The sequence below is a fragment of the Streptomyces sp. NPDC020379 genome (genome assembly GCF_044387105.1).
In the GTDB taxonomy this organism is placed as follows: domain Bacteria; phylum Actinomycetota; class Actinomycetes; order Streptomycetales; family Streptomycetaceae; genus Streptomyces.
Genome location: NZ_JBIRVR010000028.1, coordinates 21,834 through 37,617 on the forward strand (window position 1 = coordinate 21,834; position 15,784 = coordinate 37,617).

Annotated in this window: 8 protein-coding genes and 2 pseudogenes; 4 read left to right on the forward strand and 6 right to left on the reverse strand. The window is 71.4% G+C overall.

What is annotated here, in order from left to right; all coding sequences use genetic code 11:
• Positions 1-5: 5 nt before the first annotated feature.
• Positions 6-95, forward strand: a complete 90-nt coding sequence (locus ACH427_RS28265; RefSeq protein ID WP_398873893.1) for a hypothetical protein — start codon at positions 6-8, stop codon at positions 93-95.
• 7 nt (positions 96-102) lie between these two features.
• Here the strand turns inward: ACH427_RS28265 and ACH427_RS28270 are convergent.
• The 3 genes and pseudogenes from ACH427_RS28270 to ACH427_RS28280 all read right to left on the reverse strand — a co-directional run.
• Positions 103-237 (reverse strand): annotated as a pseudogene (locus ACH427_RS28270) (ATP-binding cassette domain-containing protein); the annotation flags it as partial.
• Between the two features lie 117 nt (positions 238-354).
• Positions 355-654 (reverse strand): hypothetical protein, encoded by a 300-nt coding sequence (locus ACH427_RS28275; protein ID WP_398873895.1) that lies wholly within the window; start codon positions 652-654, stop codon positions 355-357.
• A 14-nt stretch (positions 655-668) separates the two neighbouring features.
• Positions 669-1,142, reverse strand: a complete 474-nt coding sequence (locus ACH427_RS28280) for a hypothetical protein (protein WP_398873897.1) — start codon at positions 1,140-1,142, stop codon at positions 669-671.
• Between the two features lie 254 nt (positions 1,143-1,396).
• On the opposite strand from ACH427_RS28280, the pseudogene ACH427_RS28285 reads away from it, so the two are divergent.
• A pseudogene (locus ACH427_RS28285) lies at positions 1,397-1,744 on the forward strand (transposase); the annotation flags it as partial.
• An 81-nt stretch (positions 1,745-1,825) separates the two neighbouring features.
• Here the strand turns inward: ACH427_RS28285 and ACH427_RS28290 are convergent.
• The 3 genes from ACH427_RS28290 to ACH427_RS28300 all read right to left on the reverse strand — a co-directional run bounded on the left by ACH427_RS28290 (position 1,826) and on the right by ACH427_RS28300 (position 6,596).
• Positions 1,826-3,913, reverse strand: coding sequence for an FG-GAP repeat domain-containing protein (locus ACH427_RS28290; RefSeq protein ID WP_398873899.1), 2,088 nt, complete (start codon positions 3,911-3,913; stop codon positions 1,826-1,828).
• Positions 3,914-3,991: 78 nt separating this feature from the next.
• Positions 3,992-5,170, reverse strand: a complete 1,179-nt coding sequence (locus ACH427_RS28295; protein WP_398873901.1) for an FG-GAP-like repeat-containing protein — start codon at positions 5,168-5,170, stop codon at positions 3,992-3,994.
• A gap of 91 nt (positions 5,171-5,261) precedes the next feature.
• Positions 5,262-6,596 carry an FG-GAP-like repeat-containing protein gene (locus ACH427_RS28300; RefSeq protein WP_398873903.1) on the reverse strand — a complete coding sequence of 445 codons (1,335 nt, stop codon included), beginning with the start codon at positions 6,594-6,596 and terminating at the stop codon, positions 5,262-5,264.
• Between the two features lie 357 nt (positions 6,597-6,953).
• Here ACH427_RS28300 and ACH427_RS28305 point away from each other — a divergent pair, with 357 nt between their 5' ends.
• Complete coding sequence (locus tag ACH427_RS28305; RefSeq protein ID WP_398873905.1) at positions 6,954-14,639, forward strand: SDR family NAD(P)-dependent oxidoreductase; 7,686 nt, start codon at positions 6,954-6,956, stop codon at positions 14,637-14,639.
• A gap of 13 nt (positions 14,640-14,652) precedes the next feature.
• Positions 14,653-15,768: an SDR family oxidoreductase gene (locus tag ACH427_RS28310; RefSeq protein ID WP_398873907.1), complete on the forward strand. Its 1,116-nt coding sequence runs from the start codon at positions 14,653-14,655 to the stop codon at positions 15,766-15,768.
• Positions 15,769-15,784: the final 16 nt, after the last annotated feature.

The following is a 15,784-nucleotide window of genomic DNA, read 5'->3' on the forward strand; positions in this document are numbered from 1 at the left end:
GTGAGGTGATCGACGCGATCGCCTGGAAGTTCCAGACCGGGTCGCAGTGGGTCCACCTGCCGGAGAAGTACGGCTCGGCGGATCCAAGCCGTTGAACGGTTCGTCCAGGATCAGGATCCGGGGCGAACCCAGCAGTACCTGCGCCAGTCCCACGCGTTGAGCCATGCCCAGGGAGAGTTGGCCGAGACGGAGCGCTGCCTGCTCGAGCCCGACGCGGGCCCCCGCAAGCAAGGGCACGTCAGAAAATACCTTGGGTAAGGCTGGGGCCTTTCGCAGTGCAGGCGTCGGGGGCGAGTGAGCCGACCCGCTGACGGGGCCGGCCCACTGTCATGCCACGTCCCGGAGCCGCGGGACTCAGCTCCACCCCATGCCCACCCCGTACAGCAGCCCCGAGGCCGCGTGCACGGTGACAGGAACGATCGCTCCGTTCCAGGGCCTGCGTTGCTGTACCGCGCACAGTGCGAGTGCGATGGCGGGGCCCGCCCAGCCGAGGACATAGAGAACCACGGTGATCCCGTCGAACCAGTCGAACAGGCTCGCCGTGCGGCCCACCCGCGACAGCAGACACAGACAAGAGAAGACCAGGGCCGAACCCCACAGGTTGGCTTCCAGAGACTTGGGGCCGTGCACCGTTGAGCTGTTGTGACGCGTCATTTCTTTCAGCACGTTCAGCCGAGCAGCTGTCCGACGACCCAGTCGATCGCGTCCGCGCCACTGGCTGCAATGAGGATTCGGACGGGGTGATACCAGCTCAGGCCGTCGGCCCACTTCTTGAAGGAGCCCGCTCCGCCTTTGGCCGCCTTGACCGCTGCGTCAAAGAACTTCGGCCCCTGCTTCTTGATGGCAGCGATTATCGCCTTCCCCGCGCTGCTGGCCGCACCGCGTGTCACGCGGGGAGAGGAATCGCCCTCCGCGACGGCCTCGACCAAGGCCCGGCCCTCAGCGCTGAGCTCCGAGGAAAACTCAGGGCTCTGCAGCAGCTGGCGCGCCTGGGAAGCAGTGAGTTCGGGCTGCGCGACCGACACGGACCGCGTGGTGGATGCACTCTGGGTTCCCGCGGCGTTGGCAGCCGGTGCAGCGATGCCCAGGGCGATGGCGGTCACGGCAGTGGCAACGGCCATACGGATGTGGTTCTTGTTCATATACTCTTTCCCTTTGCGGGCGGCGGGAAGAGGGAATACAGGACTTCCGGAAGGTGCGGAAACTCAACGGCCCTGAGCCTTCTTCCCCTCGGATCTTTCGAAGCCTGCGGTGTGATCACCCCAGCAGGCCAGAACTGACACTAGTTCAACTTTTGAGCAAGCGTCCAGATGAAAAGTCCTGGAAAACGGCCCCAAAATAATGACCCATTCGGCCCATGGCACACACCCGTCAAGCAGTACTGAAGCCTGCCGGTCCCACCGCCACGAGCGACGTGCCCAGCAGGTCAGAGGACAAGGTGAAGACGGTCCTGGCCGACAAAGCGTATTCATCCCGCGCTATCCGCGAACACCTGCGGCGCCGCGGGATCAAGGCCGTGATCCCCACCCCCGCCGACCAGCAGGCACACCGCAAGCGGCGAGGCAGCCACGGCGGCCGGCCACCCGCCTTCGACCGCGAGACCTACAAGCAACGCAACACCGTCGAACGCTGCATCAACCGCCTCAGGCAATGGCGCGGCATCGCCACCCGCTACGAGACGACCGCAACCGTCTACTTCGCCGGACTCCACCTCGCAGGCATCTTCCTCTGGTCAGCACGCTGATCCGAAAGAAAACGGCCTAGCCGGTATCACTTCGCCCTGCCCTCCGGAGGGCAGGGCGAAGTCATGTCATCCTTTGCCGGACTACCAGCCGGTGCCGATCCGGGAGCGGTCGCCCAAGGCGTTGCCGCCGGTGCCCGGGTAGAAGTAGAGACCGCCGGTGGAGCCGGCGGGTGCCTCGACGGCGTCCACGTCGCCCTTGCCGTCACCGTTGAAGTCGGCGCCGGTCAGCTGTCGCATGGTGTCCCAGCCGGTGCCGATCCGGACGCGGCCGCCCAGGGTGTTCGTGCCGTCGAGCGTGCCGCTGCCGGGGTAGGCCCACAGCGTGCCGTCCCGGTCCACCGTCACCAGGTCGGCGATGCCATCGGCATTGAGGTCGCCGGGGCTGGTGAGCTCGGTCATCGGGTCCCAGCCGGTGCCGATCCGGACGCGCTCGCCCAGGGTGCCGCCACCGGTGCCGGGATAGGCCCACAGCGTGCCGTCCCTGTCGACAGCGATGAGGTCGGGCTTGCCGTCCTTGTCGACGTCCATCGCGGTCAGCTCGCGCATGGTGTTCCAGCCGGTGCCGATCCGGACGCGGTCCCCCAGGGTGCTCATGCCTCTGGCGGCACCGGTGCCCGGATAGAGGTAGAGGTTCCCGGTGCCGGAGTCGACGGCGAGCAGGTCGGCCTTGCCGTCGCCGGTGAAGTCGCCCGCGGCGAGCTTGCCCAGACCGCCCCAGCCGGTGCCGATCCGGACGCGGTCGCCGAAGGTGCCGTGCCCGGTGCCGGGGTAGAGCCACAGGTTTCCGGTGGCGGTCTCGACGCCGGCCAGGTCGGCCTTGCCGTCGCCGGTGAGATCGGCGGCGGTCAGCTGGGCCATGCCTGCCGGGGCGGGAGCGTCCGGCCAGGGCATACGCACCACCATGCGCTCCCCGCTGGCCTCGTTGACCATCCACAGCTCGTCGCTGCCCGGCCAGTAGGAGAGGTTCTGGAGGCTCACGCCGGTGCGCGTGGCGAGGCGCACCGGCTCGTCGAGCCGGGCCTCGTACAGACAGCTGGGGATGTCGGCGCCGCCGTCGACGAACTCCGGGCAGGCCGCCGCGAGGGCGAACCGCCCGTTCTTCATGGCGACACCCTGTGTGCCGCCCATCGGGGAGGCGAAGGCGTCCGACGCCTGTACATGTCCCGAGGCATCGGCCTTCAGCCGGCCGGTGGCCGGGTCGATGGGCCAGCGCACGATCGGTGCGGTGGCCCTGCCGAACTTGTTCTCCACGCTGAAGGGGTCACCCTCCGCGGTGACCAGGGCGGGGTCGGTGCCACTGAGGTCGAGCGTCGCCGCGGTCAGGCACGGGCGCTGCGGGACGTCGGCGCCCTCGTACGTTCCGCAGCCCGAGCCCGCGCCGGTGTACGCGTAACTGCCGGTGCGCGGCAGGACGTAGTCGTAGCCGCCGCCGTGTGTCCGGCCCGCCGTGTCGACGCCGACCGAGCTACCGAAGGTGGCGTCGTCCATTCTCCAGATCTCGTTCAGGTCGAACACGTCGAAGCCGCTGCCGATGGCCGCGACATACAGTCGGCTGCCCGCCCACACCACGTTGTTGGCGTGCCCCGCCAGGGCCGCGAAGTTCTTGCTGTCGTCGGACAGCCCGACGAGGAGGGCGTGCCGGTAGCTGATGTGGGCCGGGTCGGTGACGTCGGCGAAGGTGATCCGTTCCGCCTTGTCACCGGACGCGTGCCAGCTGGAGATGAGCACCTTGCGGCCGTTCACCAGGGCCTGCGCCTGAGGTGACTCACCGGAGCCGGCGAGCCCTTGCGGGAACCAGGCGCTGGTGCCGTCGTCCTCGGCCGACCAGCAGAAGCCCTGGCCGCCGGCGATGCCGGCCGAGTGGCAGAGGGGGCGGGCCGGGGTGTTGTTCGCGGTGTCGGCCAGGACGCCGTTGATACCGGTACGGCTCAGCGAGGAGTGGGCGGACTTGAAGGTGGCGACGCGCCCCGCGTCCCGGCCGTTGTCCCACTGGAAGCCCAGGCCGTCGGTGCTGATGCGGGTGACGGCGTTGTAGGTGGCGACCGCGCCGTTGGGTAGGGAGATGGGGGCGGCGACGGCCGGGCCGCCGGCCGCGAGCCCCGCCGCCAGGGACGCCAGCGCGCCCAGGGCCGCGAAGACCGCGCGAGGGCCGCGGGTCGGTCTGGTCATGGCGATGCTTGCCCTTCCGGGAGATGGGGGGAGACCGCCGCCGGACCGTGGGTGCGACGACGGCCCATGAAGATCCTGTCAGGAGTAGCTGTCCCAGCCGGCACCGAGGTCGGTCGGGTCGGTAAAACCACCGTCACCCTTGCCCCAGTACACCAGCGCGTGACCGTCGGACTTACGACGCACCAACAGGTCCGAGACCTTGTTGCCGTTGATGTCACCCACACCCGTGATCACGTCGTAGCCGTCCCAGCCACCACCCAGATCCGTCGGATCGGTGTACGTGCCATCGCCCTTGCCCCAATACACCAGCGCATGGCCGTCCGACTTACGACGCACCAACAGATCCGACACACCATTGCCGTTGAGGTCACCCGCGTTCGTGATCACGTCATAGGCATCCCAACCAGCGCCGAGATCCGTCGGGTCGGTAAAACCACCGTCGCCCTTGCCCCAGTACACCAGCGCATGACCATCGGACTTACGACGCACCAACAGGTCCGGCACACCGTTGCCGTTGATGTCACCCACACCCGTGATCGAGTCATAGGCATCCCAGCCGGCACCAAGGTCGGTCGGATCCGTATAGCCGCCATCGCCCTTGCCCCAGTACACCAGCGCATGACCGTCCGACTTACGACGCACCAACAGGTCCGAGACCTTGTTGCCGTTGATGTCACCCACACCCGTGATCACGTCGTAGGCACCCCAGCCACCGCCCAGGTCGGTGGGCGCGGTGTACGTGCCATCGCCCTTGCCCCAATACACGAGCGCGTGGCCGTCGGACTTCCGGCGCGCCAACAGGTCCGAGACGCCATTGCCGTTGATGTCACCCACGTTGACCAGCGGCGACGTGGTGGAGGCCGCGCCCTCGTCGGGATAGGGGACGGCCTTGTCCGTGCTGAGGCCGGTTCCCGGGGCACACGTCCACGCGCGTGCTCCCTGCTCCTTGAGGATCAGCTCGGCGATGAGTATCTGCTGCTTCTTCGTGGCCAGGTCGGGGCGGGCGGCGTACGCGGTGCCGCCGTAGTGCCGCCAGTTGTCCATGTTGATCTGGAGGCCGCCGTAGGACGTGTGGGTGGAGTTGATGATGCTCCAGTCGCCGCCGCTCTCGCACTGGGCGACCTTGTCCCAGGTGGCGACCGACGCGGCGCTCGCGGGGGTGGCGCCGAGGGCACCGGCGGCGAGGGCCGCGCTGACGGAGAGCACGGTGGCGGCGCGGAGGCGGGCGGTGGAGGGCATACGGGTCTTCTCGGGCATGGGGTTCCTTGCCGTGTGTAGGGGTGGGGTGTCGCCGATGCCAGGGGGCCGGGCTGTGCGGTCGGAGCCCGGCCCCCTGACGGCGAGCGGATCAGGAGTAAATGCCCCAGCCGGCACCGAGGTCGGTCGGGTCGGTATAACCACCGTCACCCTTGCCCCAGTACACGAGCGCGTGACCGTCCGACTTACGACGCACCAACAGGTCCGAGACCTTGTTGCCGTTGATGTCACCCACCCCCGTGATCACGTCGTACCCGTCCCAGCCACCACCCAGATCCGTGGGGTCCGTATACGTGCCATCGCCCTTGCCCCAATACACCAGCGCATGGCCGTCCGACTTACGACGCACCAACAGATCCGACACTCCATTGCCGTTGAGGTCACCCGCATTCGTGATCACGTCATAGGCGTCCCAGCCACCACCGAGGTCGGTCGGATCCGTGTAACCACCGTCACCCTTGCCCCAGTACACCAGCGCATGACCATCGGACTTACGACGCACCAACAGGTCGGAGACCTTGTTGCCGTTGAGGTCACCCACCCCCGTGATCGCGTCATAGGCATCCCAGCCACCGCCCAGATCCGTCGGGTCGGTGTACGTGCCGTCGCCCTTGCCCCAATACACCAGCGCGTGACCGTCGGACTTCCGGCGCGCCAACAGGTCCGAGACGCCATTGCCGTTGATGTCACCCACGTTGACCAGCGGCGACGTGGTGGAGGCCGCATTGTCGACGATCTTGTCGTAGCGACGGGGGCTGAAGGTGCCGTGGCCGGGCCAGTACGGGTAGGGGACGGTGCTGTGCTTGGCGTAGCCGTTGGGTTCGCCGCCCGACTCCTCGTACGCCTCGTACTTCGTGTGCTCGGCGTCGGCCCAGCCGCCGAAGATGGCCACGTGGCCGCTGGCGCCGGCGGAGGGGTTGAGCAGGATGTCACCGGGCTTGAGGGACTCCTTGCTGATCGAGGAGGTGAAGTCCAGCAGCGTGCCGGTCGTCTCCCCGTAGTTGTTCGCGGAGGAGGAGCTGAGGTGCCAGGCCATGGAGACGAAGCCCGAACAGTCGGTGCGGTATCTGCCGTTGGCGTCGGAGCGGTACTTCGTCATGCTGTAGGGGACCGCGATGTCCGTCCAGGTCTTGGCTCTCTGTATGACCTCGTCGCGGCTTATCGTCCCGCCGACGTTGGAATCGCCGGTCAGCGAGTGTCTTTTACCCTTGGGGGCCGCGGCGTCCAGCTGGGCGCGCGTCGCGGTGGTGGGGTTCGGCACGGTCGGGGTGAACGAGTTCAAGGTGCCGCGATCCGCGCCCTTCTTCACGTCCTGCGTGACAGAGGGGGCCTTGGCTTGCGTCGCCGCGAACGTGACGCCGGCGTCCGTGAGTGTCACAGCACCGACCACGGCGGTGGCGAGGGCAACGCGAAGTGGCAGGTTCATGTCATCTTCCTTCTAAAAGGCGAGGGTGCGCGGAAGTTCCGCGCGGCTGCCGAGCGAGCCCCCCGCTGCGAACCGATGGGAACACCGTACGCAACTCCGTACAGTGTTCGCAAGCCCCGCACGCCGTGCGCTCAACCGCACGGAACCGGAACATCCACCACCGCGCCTCGGCTCAGGTGACACCCCATCACCGGCCACGCCGTACGAACTGAAGACCTCTCATTCCGTCAAATCAGTGAAAAACAGCGGGAGTTCACTGACATTTGCAGGCGCCGGGCATGCCTCTGATGTCCCGGCAGCGGTCGGGTACGGCATCGGACCAGGGCGTGACGGCCCCCACCCGTGCAGGAGCGATCCATGGAGCACCGCGCCCGCTCTACCGCCCCCCGGCACGAACCCATCGCGATCATCGGCACGGCCTGCCGGCTTCCGGGCGGCATCACCGACCTCGGTGGGCTGTGGACCGCCCTCGCCGAGGAGCGGGACCTGATCAGCCCCGCACCGCCGGCGGACCGGGTCGACGCGGCCCGGTTCCTCGACCCCGACCTCGAACGGCCGGGCAAGGCATACACCATGGCGGGCGGCTATCTCGGGGACATCTCCGGCTTCGATCCCGAATACTTCGGGATCTCACCCCGCGAGGCGAAGCACATGGACCCCCAGCAGCGGCTGCTGCTGGAGATGGCGGCCGAGGCGTTCGACGACGCGGCCGTCGACCCCGCCCGCCTGGCCGGTTCCGACACGGCCGTGTTCGTCGGCATCAGCGACATGTCGTACGGCCTCCTCCAGATGGCCCGGCTGGAGGAGATCAGCGCGTATTCCATGAGCGGGTCGACGCTGTCGGTCGCGGCCAACCGTCTCTCGTACGTCTACGACCTCCGCGGCCCCAGCATGGCCGTGGACACCGCCTGTTCCTCCTCGCTGGTGGCGCTGCACCAGGCGTGCGAGACGCTGCGCTCGGGGCGCAGCCGGGTGGCCGTCGCGGGTGGCATGCACCTGCTGCTGGGCCCGCATCACTACATCGGGTTCTCCCGGGCCATGATGCTCTCGCCGCGCGGGCGCTGCGCCACGTTCTCCGCCGAGGCCGACGGTTACGCCCGCGCCGAGGGCGGCGGCCTGGTGGTGCTCAAGCGGCTGGCCGACGCCCTCGCCGACGGGGACAGGGTCCACGCGGTCATCACGGCGAGCGGGGCCAACTGCGACGGCAGCACGTCGGGGATGACCGTGCCGAGCACGGAGATGCAGCAGCGCCTGCTGCGCGACGTCTACGCGGAGGCCGGGGCCTCCGCCGACCAGGTGCTCTACTTCGAGGCACACGGGACGGGCACGCCGATCGGTGACCCGCTGGAGTGCCAGGCCGTCGGCAACGCGCTGGGGACACGGCGGACCAACGGCCCGCTGCCGATCGGGTCGGTGAAGACCAACCTCGGCCACACGGAACCGGCTTCGGGCATGGCGGGGCTGTTCAAGGGGATGCTCGTGCTGCGCCACGGCCGCGTCCCGGCCTCGCTGCACGGGGATCCGCCCAACCCGCAGATCGACTTCGAGGGGCTCAACCTGTCGCTCGTGGACGGGATGCGCCCGCTCGGGGCGGTCGAGGGCGGCGTGGTGGGGGTGAACAGCTTCGGGTTCGGCGGCGCCAACGCCCATGTCGTCCTCGGCCCCGCGCCGCGGCCGGCCCCCGCCGCCGGGAACGGACGGCCGCCGGGCCCTCTGCCGCTGGTGGTGTCCGCGCGCACCCGTCAGGCGCTGGCCGCCACGGCCCGGTCGGTCGCGGGGCGGCTGCACGAGGTGGAGGACGACCAGGAGTTCTACGACCTGTGCTGGACCGCGTCCCGGCGGCGGGCCCGGCACCCGCACCGCGCGACCGTCCTCGCGCACGGCCCGCGGGACGCCGCCGCGCGGCTGGCCGCCCTGGCGGGGGACGACAAGGAGCTTGCCGCCGCGGCCGCCCAGGTGGACCGGGTCCCGGACGGGGGCCTGCTGTTCGTCTTCTGCGGCAACGGCTCCCAGTGGGCCGGCATGGGCGCGGCGCTGATGGCCCAGGAGCCGGTCTTCCGTGGCGCGGTGGAGGAGGCCGACGCGCACCTGCGGCCGCTGCTGGGCTGGTCGGTGGCCGAGTTGCTCGCCGCGGGGCCCGAGGAGACGGCGGACCGCATGGCGGGGACCGGCTGTGCCCAGCCGGCGCTGTTCGCCTTCCAGCTCGGCCTCGTGGCCCTGCTGGCGGAGTACGGCGTGCGGCCCGCCGCCGTGCTGGGGCACAGCGTGGGCGAGGTCGCCGCGGCGTACGTCAGCGGGGCACTGGAACTGCCGGACGCGGCGCGCGTGGTCGCCGGGCGCAGCCGGGCCCAGGAGCCGACCGCCGGAGCGGGGCGGATGGCCGCGGTGGGGCTGGCCGAGCAGGAGGCGGTGGAGGCGATCGCCGCCTACGACGGGCGGCTGGAGATCGCGGCGGTCAACAGCCCGCGGGATGTGACCGTTTCCGGGCGGACCGAGGCGCTGCGGGAGCTGGGCCGCGAGCTCGCGGCCCGCGAGGTCCCGTTCCGTGAGCTCGATGTGGATCACGGCTTCCACAGCGCGGTGATGGATGTCATCGAGGAGCCGCTGCGCGCGGCGCTGTCCGGGCTCGTCTCCCGCGCGCCACGGCTGCCGATGTACTCCACGGTGACGGGCGGCCCGGTCGAGGCCGGGCAGTTGGACGCCGATTACTGGTGGCGCAGCGCCCGCAGGCCGGTGCGGTTCGCGGACGCCGTGGGCGCCGCGGCCGAGGCGGGGCTCGCGGCGGCGGTCGAGATCGCGCCGCAGCCGAGTGTGGCGGGGCCGCTGAACCGTATCGCCGCCGACGCCCGGGGCGGCGCCTTCCCGGTGTTCTCCCCCGTCGGCCGGGAGAAGTGCACCGGCCAGGCGGTGCGGGAAGCGGCCCTGCGGCTGCTGGCCGTCGACTCCGGCAGCGACTGGGAGCGGTGGTTCCCCCGGGCCGGCTCCGTGGCCGACCTGCCCGCCTACCCGTGGCAGCGCGAACGCCACTGGCAGGGCACGCCGGAGCACTGGGTGCGCACCAGCGGCGACGGCGTGCTGGTGCACTCGCTGCTGGGCGAGCGCGCCCCCGTGCTGGAGCCCACCTGGCACACGCCGGTCGAGCGCACCCGCACGCCGTGGCTGGCCGACCACCGGGTCGCCGGTTCCGTGGTGATGCCGGCCACCGCGTACGTCGAACTGGCCCTGGCCGCCGGGCAGCAGGTCTTCGGCGGCCCGGTGGAGCTCGACGACCTGGAGATCACCCGGGCCCTGCCGCTGTCCTGGGACACGGCCATGGACGTACGCCTGCAGACGTCGCTGTGCGACGAGGACGGCATCGTGCGCGTGGCCAGCCGCACGGGCGACTCGGGCGGGTGGCGGCTGCACGCGCGCGGGCGCGTGCGGCGTCAGGCCACCGGACAGCCGGAGCCGGTGGATCTGCCCGGGGTGCGGGAGCGGACGTTCTGGGACGTGGCCGGAGAGGACCACTACACCTCGCTTGCCGAGGCGGGTCTGGCGTACGGGCCCGCGTTCCGGGTGCTGCGCGAGCTGCGCGTGGGTGACGCGGAGGTCCTCGCCTCCTACCACTGCGCCCCCGCGGACGACGGGTACGGCGGCTACGTGGTCCACCCGGCGCTCCTGGACGGGGCGTTGCAAGCGGGTGCGCCGCTCATCGCGGACGCGGAGAGCGGCTATCTGCCCTCCGGCATCGACCGGTTGCGTCAGTGGGGCACTCCCGCGGAGGACGGCCTGGTCCATGTGCGGCAGCGCTCCAGGACGCCGCGCTCGGTCGTGTGGGACATCACCGTCACCGACGAGGACGGCACGGTGACGCTGGAGCTGACCGGCTGCCGCCTGCAACGGCTGAGCCTGCCCGTCGCGGACCGCGGCGAGGAGTTCGTCACCGCGCTGCGCGCCGCGCCGCTGCCCGGGCAGCCGGTGCCCGCGTGGGTGCCGCCGTCGCCGGGGGAGATCGTGGCGGCCGCGGAGGAAGCACTGACACGGCTGCGGGAGGGGCCGGCCGCCGAGTTCCTCGCTGTTCCCGTGACCACGGTCCTCAAGCGCTTCACGGCCCACACGGCGGCCGCGGCGTTCGAGGAACTGCTGCCCGGACGGGACGCCTTCACCCTCGACGACCTTCTCGCGGCGGGCATGCTGCCACGCCACGAGAAGCTCGTGCGGCTGCTGGCACGCATGGCGGAGGAACACGGTCTGCTGGCCTCCGACGGCGAGGGCTGGCGGCGGCTCGCCGAGGGGCGGCCGTCCCTCGCCCTGAGCCAGGCGTCCGGTCTCGCCGGGTATCTGGCCCCGGCCGCGCTCAACCTGCGGTTCGCCCTCCATCTGCCCGCTCTGCTGACCGGTCGGCGGGACCCCCTGGAACTGCTGTTCCAGGACAGCGGGCCGGAGCTGATCCAGCAGTTCTACGACCTCAGCCCGCTGACCTCGTTCCACAATCGCATGCTCGGTGAGCTGTTGCGCGCGCTGCTGGACGCCTGGCCCGCCGACCGGCCACTGCGCGTGCTGGAGGTCGGCGCCGGCACGGGCGGGCTGGCCGCACACCTTCTGCCACTGCTGGACGACCGTGTCCAGTACGTGTTCTCCGATGTCTCGGCGGCGTTCTTCCCGCCTGCTCAGGCACGGTTCGAGGCGTACCACCACCGCCTCGCCTACCGCACCTTCGACCTCGACACCGAACCGGCACGACAGGGCCTCACCGAGGGGTCGTTCGACGTCGTCGTGGCCGGGCTCGCCCTGCACACGGCCGCGGACCTCAAGGCCGGTCTGCGGCGGCTGGCCCCACTGCTCGCCCCGGGAGGGCACCTGCTGGCCGTGGAGTTCCACGACCCGCAGGTCCTGGCGCTGATGTTCGGCACGCTGGAGAACTTCTGGAGCGACCGCGACCCTCTCCTCCGCCCGGAAAGCGTGGTGCTGCCCCGCGCGCAGTGGCCCGCGGTGCTGGCGGAGAGCGGCTTCGAGGAGACGGTGCGGCTGGGGTGCGGTGTGGAGGTCCTGGAGGAGCAGTTCTCGGTCCTCGCCGCCCGGACTCCGGTGGCGGGCGGGGCGCGGGAGCGGGTGCCGGAGTCCGTGGCCGCGGCGGAAGAAGCCCGGACGGTTCCGGAGCCCGGGGCGGCCGAGCAGGAGTCCACGCCGGCTGAGGAGGACGGCCCGGTGTCCGGACGGGGGCCCGAGCGCCCCGTTCCGGCTTCCTGGACGATCGTCGTCGAGGACGAAGAGGAAAGCGCGCTGGCCACCGCGCTCGCCGAGCGGTTGGCCGCGTCCGGCAAGACCACGGACGTCGTGTCCGTGCCGGACGGTGACGACGCGTGGCGGGAACTGCTCGGTCAGCGGCCGGAGGCCGCGGTCGTCCTGCTGCTGGGCGACTCCCTCGACCGCGCCGCCGACCGCGACTCCACCGCCCGCACCGAGGCCGCCGTACGCCGGGCGGCCACGCTGCGGGCTCTCGCCCGGGCGCATCGGGCACGCTCGGACGAGTCCCGCCACTTCGTGCTCGTCACCCACCCCACCGGGGCCCTGCCCGCCCCGGAGCGCCCGGCCTTCCCCGGGCAGGCGGCCGCCTGGGGCGTGGCGCGGACTCTGGCCAACGAGTCGTCGATGAACGTACGGCGCGTCTCCCTCGACCGCGGCCCCGACCTCGCCGGGGACGCTGCGCGCCTGGCCCATGAATTCCTCGCCGTCCCGCCCGGCGACCCGCTGGAGGAGGACGAGGTCGTCCTGACCCGCGGGGGCCGCTTCGTGCCCCGCGTCGAACGCCCCTGCCCGGCCACGGAGACCGTGGAGCCCGGCGGCCCCGTCCATTATCAGCTTCGCGTCGCGAACCAGGGCCTGGGCTTCGGTCTCGAATGGGCCGAGGCGGCGACGCTGCCCCCGGGCCCCGGGGAAGTGGTGATCACCGTGCGCGCGGCGGCGCTCAACTACCGCGACGTGATGGTCGCCACCGGCCTGCTTCCCCCGATGGCCGAGGACGGTCTCCCCTCGGAGGACTTCCTGGGGCTGGAGGGCGCGGGGACAGTGTGTGCCGTGGGCGAGGGGGTCGAGCATCTCGCCGTCGGGGACCGGGTGTTCGGCCTGATCCCCGGCGCCTTCGCCTCCCACGCGCGGCTGCCCGCCCTGGCGGTACGGCCGATCCCCGAGGGCATGACCTTCGGCGAGGCCGCGACCCTGCCCGTCGCCTTCTTCACCGTCCAGCACAGTCTGGAACACCTGGCCCGCCTCCGGCCGGGCGAGACCGTACTCGTGCACGGAGCGGTCGGCGGAGTCGGCCTGGCCGCCCTCCAGTACGCCCGGCACGTCGGGGCCCGGTTCTTCGCGACGGCCGGCAGCCCCGCCAAGCGGGACCTCGTGACCCAGGCCGGGGTCGAGCTCGTGCTCGACTCGCGCAGTCACGACTTCGCCGATCAGGTCCGGCTGCACACGGGCGGACGCGGCGTCGACGTCGTCCTCAACTCCCTCAGCGGGGAAGCGGCGGCCCGCTCCCGTGAACTGCTCGCCCCTGGCGGGCGGTTCATCGAGCTCGGCAAGCGCGACATCTACGGCAATCAGCGCATGCTCCAGAAACCCCTGTCCGAGAACGCCACCCACTGTGTCGTGGACGCCGCCCGGCTGGTGTTCCAGGCACCCGAGCACGCCGAGGCCGTGTTCGACGAGGTGATCGCCCATGTGCGCGCCGGGGACTACGCGCCATTGGCGTACACGGCCTATCCCGCCCACCGGATCGAAGAGGCGTTCCGGCTGATGCAGCACTCCAAGCACATCGGCAAACTCGTCGTCACCTTCGACGACCCCGTGCCCGTCCGCCGCACTCCCCCTCCCCTCCGGATCCACGCGGACGGCACCTATCTGGTCACCGGCGGCCTCGGCGGTTTCGGCGCCGAGACCGCACGCTGGCTGGCCGAACAGGGCGCCCGGCACCTCACCCTGGTGAGCCGCCGGGGAGAACAGGCGCCCGAGGCAGCGGAGTTGCTGGCGGAACTGCGTGCGGGAGGCGTCGACGTCCAGGCGCACGCCCTCGACATCGCCGACCCGGGGGCCGTACGCCCGCTGATCGAGGCCCTCGCGGAGAGCGGCCGCCCCGTGCGCGGCATCGTGCACTCCGCCATGCACCTGGACGACGACGCGCTCACCGAGCTGACCGACGAACGCCTCCGTGCCGTCCTCGCCCCGAAGTGGGGCGGTGCCGCCCTGCTGGACTCCTTGTGCCCGCGGGCGGACCTCGTCCTCTACTCCTCCGCCAGCGCGCTGGGCGGCACGTTCAACCAGGCCGCCTACGTGGCGGCGAACCTCGCCTCGGAGGCGCTCGTCCGGGCCCGGCGCGCCGCGGGCCGCCCCGGGCTGGCCGTGGCCTGGGGTGCCATCGGGCGCGTCGGCTACGTCGCCCGCAACGACCTGACCTCGACGCTGAGCGCCGCCGGCCTCCTGCCCGTCGAACCCCGGGACGCGCTCACGGCTCTCGGGCGGTTCACCGGCGAGGGAAGGGAACAGGTGGTGTTCGGCCGCTGCGACTGGGGCCGCCTCTCGGTGCTCGCCCACAGCGTGGTCAACCGCCCGCGGTTCGTATCGCTCGTGTCGACCGAGGCGGAGGGCACGGGCCTGCGGTGGGAGGACCTGCTCGGCAAGCTCGCCGGCATGCCCCCGGCCGAGGCCGCGACCGCGGTCGAGGACATGATCACCCAGATGGTCGCCGAGACCCTGCACATGCCGCAGGAGGAGGTCGACCGGCACCGTCCGCTCCAGCAGTACGGGATGGACTCGCTCATGGGCATGGAGATGCTCACCAAGTTCCGCACGCACCTCAATCAGGAGGTGCCGGTCATGGAACTCCTGCACTCCGACGGCTCCATCCACGGCATCACCGAGACGGTCCTGCCCCACCTGCTGAAGCAGGCCCGTTCCGGCGAGCCGGCCGACCTGCCCTCCACGCTGCCCGCGGAGCTGCCCGGCACGCTGCCCGCGGAGCTCAGGGCCAGACTGTCCGCGGCCCTCCCGTCCCGGCCGACACCCCGATGAGAGCAGGTGCAGGGTGACCATCGTGATGACAGGCGCCACCGGATTCCTCGGCTCCAGACTGCTGCGCGCCATGCTCGCCACCGGGACCGCCCCGGTCACCGTGCTCGGCCGGGACGGCGCCGGTCAGCCGCTCGCCGCCCGCCTGGAGAGCGCGCTGCGCGCCTGCGGCGCGACCGCGAGCGAACTCCTGCGGGCCCGCGACCGGCTGACCGCGGTCCCCGTGGACCTGACCCTGCCCCGGCTGGGCCTGGAGGAGGCCGCGCACCGGCGGCTCGCCGAAGGCGCCGACGCGGTCTGGCACTGCGCCGCGGCCATCTCCCTGGTCGGCACCGCCGACACGCTCGCCCCGGTCAATGTGACCGGCACCCGCCACCTCACCGAACTCGCCGAGCACACGCCCGCTCACGCCCCGTTCGTCCACACCAGCACCGCCTATGTCGCGGGCGGCGCGCCCGTCGGCACCGGCTTGTCCTTCGGCGACGCCATCACCGGCTACGAGCAGACCAAACAGCAGGCCGAAGAGATCGTGCGGGACTGGGCCGACCGGCACCGGCGCCCCGCGCTCGTCCTGCGCCCGAGCCTGCTGGCCACCGAGCACCCGGTGCCCGAGACCGCCGCCCAGCAGCCCTTGTCCATGCTCGGCGCGGGACTTCGCACGCTCGTGGAGCAGGCGCCGCCGCTGCTGCGCCGCGCCCTGCTCCGCAAGCGCGCCGGGGTGCCACGAGTGCGCCTGCGGCTCCAGGGCGACCCGGCTTCCCACCTCAACATCGTGCCGGTCGACTACGCCGTCGACGCCATGCTGCGCCTCGCGCGTCTGCCGCACCCGCCCGGCAGCACGGCGTACCACGTGGTCCATCCCGAGGAGACCTCCGCGCGGGTCCTGATCACCGCCGTCGGCGAGATCCTGCCCGGCGTCGAACTCGCCCTGCGCCCCGCGGTCGAGCGCCCCAACCTCATCGAGTCGCGGATCAACCCGGTGCTGGCGAATTTCCTCCAGCGCGACTGGCACAGCCGGGCCGACGCCGGCGCCCCCCTGCGCGACACACTGCCGGACCTGCCCGCCCCCGCCGCCGTCGACAGCGCCTATATCCGCGCCGCCATGAACGTCCGTCTGCCCGCGCCCCGTTGAGCCGGGCGCCCGCTCG

Excerpts from the sequence above, each read along its gene's own strand:
- ACH427_RS28300 (WP_398873903.1), bottom strand. The coding sequence starts at position 6,596 with ATGAACCTGCCACTTCGCGTTGCCCTCGCCACCGCCGTGGTCGGTGCT.
- ACH427_RS28290 (WP_398873899.1), bottom strand. The coding sequence starts at position 3,913 with ATGACCAGACCGACCCGCGGCCCTCGCGCGGTCTTCGCGGCCCTGGGC.
- ACH427_RS28275 (WP_398873895.1), bottom strand. The coding sequence starts at position 654 with ATGACGCGTCACAACAGCTCAACGGTGCACGGCCCCAAGTCTCTGGAA.
- ACH427_RS28295 (WP_398873901.1), bottom strand. The coding sequence starts at position 5,170 with ATGCCCGAGAAGACCCGTATGCCCTCCACCGCCCGCCTCCGCGCCGCC.
- ACH427_RS28280 (WP_398873897.1), bottom strand. The coding sequence starts at position 1,142 with ATGAACAAGAACCACATCCGTATGGCCGTTGCCACTGCCGTGACCGCC.
- ACH427_RS28305 (WP_398873905.1), top strand. The coding sequence starts at position 6,954 with ATGGAGCACCGCGCCCGCTCTACCGCCCCCCGGCACGAACCCATCGCG.